At 62.8% G+C, this 3,889-nt stretch carries 4 protein-coding genes; all 4 read right to left on the bottom strand.

All coding sequences use genetic code 11. The features are described 5' to 3' along the window. On the bottom strand, positions 1 to 980 hold a 980-nt coding region (locus VIW95_RS14655; RefSeq protein ID WP_331587819.1), incomplete at its 3' end, for a phosphotransferase family protein. 23 nt (positions 981 to 1,003) lie between these two features. Then, positions 1,004 to 2,194 carry an acyl-CoA dehydrogenase family protein gene (locus tag VIW95_RS14650; RefSeq protein ID WP_331587817.1) on the bottom strand — a complete coding sequence of 397 codons (1,191 nt, stop codon included), beginning with the start codon at positions 2,192 to 2,194 and terminating at the stop codon, positions 1,004 to 1,006. Between the two features lie 81 nt (positions 2,195 to 2,275). Beyond that, positions 2,276 to 3,019 carry a class I SAM-dependent methyltransferase gene (locus tag VIW95_RS14645; protein ID WP_331587815.1) on the bottom strand — a complete coding sequence of 248 codons (744 nt, stop codon included), beginning with the start codon at positions 3,017 to 3,019 and terminating at the stop codon, positions 2,276 to 2,278. Positions 3,020 to 3,086: 67 nt separating this feature from the next. Beyond that, positions 3,087 to 3,848 carry a class I SAM-dependent methyltransferase gene (locus VIW95_RS14640; RefSeq protein ID WP_331587813.1) on the bottom strand — a complete coding sequence of 254 codons (762 nt, stop codon included), beginning with the start codon at positions 3,846 to 3,848 and terminating at the stop codon, positions 3,087 to 3,089. Positions 3,849 to 3,889: the final 41 nt, after the last annotated feature.

Here is a 3,889-nt window from a genome sequence, read left to right as displayed (position 1 = left end):
ACGTAGATTTGCTCGACTACCGTCGCGGTCTTCCAGTGTGCCCACGCCCAGTAGTACGGCATCGCGCTGACGTCGCGGCCGGTGCGCGTCGCGTATCGGTGCAGCAGTTCGTCGCGGGTCAGGAAGCCGGGGCGCAACGTGTGCGCCTCACCTTGAGAGGTACCCAACAGTTCGGGCGGATCGTTCTTGTCGCGCCAGTAGTTCATCACGATTCCGAGATCGACGAGCGGATCGCCGATCGTGGACATTTCCCAGTCGAAGACCCCGACGATCTCGCCCTGATTCACCGCACCGACCATGACGTTGTGCAGATAGAAGTCGTTATGCACGAGCACCGGCGGCGGCGAGACCGGCATGTTGGCCAGAAACCAGGCGCCGAGTTTTTCCATCAGCGGCACTTCGCGGGTTTTGGCTTTTTCCCATCGCGCCATCCAGCCGGTGATCTGGCGCTTCAGGAATCCGTCGGGCTTGCCAAGCGTTGCGAGTCCGATCGCGGCGTAATCGACACCGTGCAAGTCGGCGAGCGTGTCGATGAAGCCCTGCGACATTGCGCGGAAGGTCGCGGGATCAGTCCCGAGCTCGGCGGGCAGCGGCTGACGGTTCTTGATTACGATTCCGGTGCGGCGTTCCATCACGAAAAATGGCGCGCCGACGATCGATACGTCGTCGCTGAAGAGCATCCCGCGCGGCGCCGGCTTGAAGACTTCCCACAGGCGCGAGAGCACCTTGTACTCGCGGCCCATGTCGTGACCGCCGACGGGCAGCGGGCCGAACGGCGGCCGGCGCATCACCCATTCGCGGTCGCCGAAGCGGAGCAGGTAGGTGAGATTCGACGAGCCGCCGCGAAACTGCTTGACGGTCATCGGCCTATCGGCGCCGGGAATCTTGTCGCGCAAGTGCGCGGCCAGCTTGCCCCAGTCGAGCTGCTCTTCGTCGCGGACGTCGCCGAATTCGGGGACGATTTCTATCGCTTCAGCCATGCGTGATGCGACACCCGTCGGCGCTATTTATATTTGCGCAGTTCGCGGCGCGCGATCGTCATGCGATGCACTTCGTCAGGGCCGTCGGCGATTCGAAGCGCGCGGCTGTCGCGCCACATCCGCGCGAGCGGGAAGTCGTCGCTGACGCCGGCCGCGCCGAACACCTGGATCGCGCGATCGAGCACGATCATCACCATGTTCGCACACATCACTTTGATCATCGCGATCTCGTTGCGCGAGTCGCGCTTGCCCACGGTGTCCATCTTCCACGCTGCGTGCATGACCATCAGGCGGCACGAGTCGATCTCGATTCGCGAGTTGGCGATCCATTCCTGGATGTTGGACTTGTCGGAGAGAAAGCTGCCGTGGGTGAAGCGGGTGCTCGCCCGTTTGCACATCAGCTCGAGCGCGCGCTCCGCGATCCCGATGGTACGCATACAATGATGGATTCGTCCCGGGCCCAGGCGCGCCTGCGAGATCGCGAAGCCGCCGCCTTCCTCGCCGAGCAGATTGGTCACCGGCACGCGACAGTCCTTGTAGATAATTTCGCAGTGTCCGCCGCCGCCGGTGTGACCCATCACGGGCACCGGGCGAATCAGGTTGAATCCCGGAGTGTCGGTCGGAACGATAATCTGGCTGGCGCGGCGATGCGGCTCCGCGTCGGGATCGGTCACGACCATCGCGATCGCGAAGGCAGAGCCGATCGCATTGGACGTGAACCACTTGTGGCCGTTGATCACGTAGTTGTCGCCGTCGCGAACCGCGCGGGTCTTGAGCTGCGTTGGATCGGAGCCCGGAGTGTCAGGCTCGGTCATCGAGAAGCAGGTGCGAATCTCGCCGTCGAGGCATTTTTGCAGCCACTGTTTTTTCTGGTCGGGAGTGCCGAACTCGGCGAGGATTTCCATGTTGCCGGTATCGGGCGCCATGCAGTTGAACGCGCGCGCGCCGATCGAACTGCGGCCCATCAGCTCGCACAGCGGAGCATATTCGTAGTTCTTGAGGCCCGCGCCGAATTTTGCGTCGGGCAGAAAAAGATTCCACAGGCCTTCGGCCTTGGCTTTTTTGCGGACATCCTTGAGCGATTGCGGCTCGGTGTTGCCGCTCTCGCCCATCGCGCGCTGAACTTCCTTCTCGATTGGGAAGACGTATTGATCCATGAAGTCGGAGACGCGCTTGCGCAACTGTTCGGTCTTGGGGGTCAGCGAAAAGTCCATTTCGATCCTCTCGGGAGTGATGATTTGTATCGCAACAGGTAACCCAGATCGGGAGGAAATGAAAGCGAGAGGGAGCAGGATTCAGGCGGCGGGTTTGCGCATTACGTAGAAGACGTAGCCGTAGGCTTCGTGATACGCGCGGAAGAGATCGTGCTCGCGGCTTGCGTCGTCGAGGGTGGCGAGCACCTCGGGATTGTCGGCGTACTTTTCCCGGAGTTCCTCGACCCGGCGCTCGTTGGGACCGTAGTAGTTGTTCCACCAGTCCTGCGTCGGGAGCACGAAGCCGTCCATACTCACGAATCCGGCTTCTGCCACGAGCTGAGTGTTGCGCTCGATCGAGCCCATGCCGGGATAATTCCGCGCCCAATATTCGGCGGCTTCGGCCGGCGGATTCGGCACCAACCATGTGAGCTCGGATACCACGATCCATCCGCCAGGCCTCAGGAACCGGCGCCATGCGGTCAGACCGGCGGCGAATCCTTGTATATAGATGGCGCCCTCGGACCAGATCAGATCAAATGACCGGTCGCCGAAGTCCATGTCGAACATCGAGGTGTTGATCGTCGTAATGTGCGGCAGAACTCCCGCGGCGGCGGCGCGTTCGGTCAGTTCGTCGAGGAATCGCTGGCGGATATCGACCGCGACGATCCAGCCGCTGGTGGCGCGCGCCAGCTCGACCGTCTGCGCGCCGGGACCGCACCCAACGTCGAGGATTCGCGGAGCCGTTGGCAGCCCGCGCACCAGGCCGAGCGCGCGCAGGGTTGCCGCGGCGGAACCGGGCGCCTGTCGCGGCAGGCCCTCTGTCAATTCACGAAAAATACTCATCTCCCCCGTGGAATACTGCCGCATGCACTGGGGAGGACTCAAACGCCAGCAACGTCCGAAAGTAGCGTCAGTGGTGCGGCTTGTCGGCGGCGAATCGGATGCGAACGTAGTCGGCAAACCATTGGCCCCCGGCGTCGCAGAGCTTGGGACGCAGCGTTTCGCGAACCTCGTCGATAAAAGCTGGGCGGGCACTCGTCGCCAGCGGTGCCATGAAGCTCTGCGCAAAAGTTTCGAGCCATCCGTTGATTTCGGTCGGCAACGGAGTCGGACGAGGAATCAGTGCGATATACCTGACGGCGAATCCGCGGCGTGCGAGTCGCGCAGAGTAATCCTCGACGGTCGGGAAATACCACGGGTTGAGGGCGTCACCGTCGATGCCGCGGCGCCCAAGCGCCTCGATCAGAGCGCGCTTGATCGTCTCGACGCATCCGTGGCCGCCGAACTCTCCTACGAAGCGGCCGCTCGGCCGAAGCGCGCGCCATACGCCGTCGATCACGTCATCAGGCGGCTTCATCCAGTGGATTGCGGCGTTGCTGAACACGGCGTCGAACTCTGCGTCGAAGGCAAGCCGCTCGCCGTCGGCGACCCGTGCGTCAAGACCGAGGCGTCGGGCGGCTTCGATCTGCGGCGCGCTCGAATCGACACCGACGACGTCGCATCCCATGTTGGCGAGCTTTAGCGTGAGCGCGCCGTCGCCGCATCCGAGGTCGAGGATTCGTTCGCCTGCCTGAGGCGCGAGCAGCTCAACCACCGGCGCGCCGAGGTCGGAGACGAAGCGGGCATTGCGCGCGTACGCGTCGGGGTCCCAGCTCTGGTTGGTCGTAGTCATATACTTAACTATAGTTAATAATCTCCGCGATGCAACAGTCT

It is taken from the genome of Binatus sp. (SeqCode) (assembly GCF_036522015.1).
In the GTDB taxonomy this organism is placed as follows: domain Bacteria; phylum Desulfobacterota; class Binatia; order Binatales; family Binataceae; genus Binatus.
The sequence above is the reverse complement of the archived record's forward strand: the minus strand, read 5'-3'. Positions and strand labels throughout refer to the sequence as shown.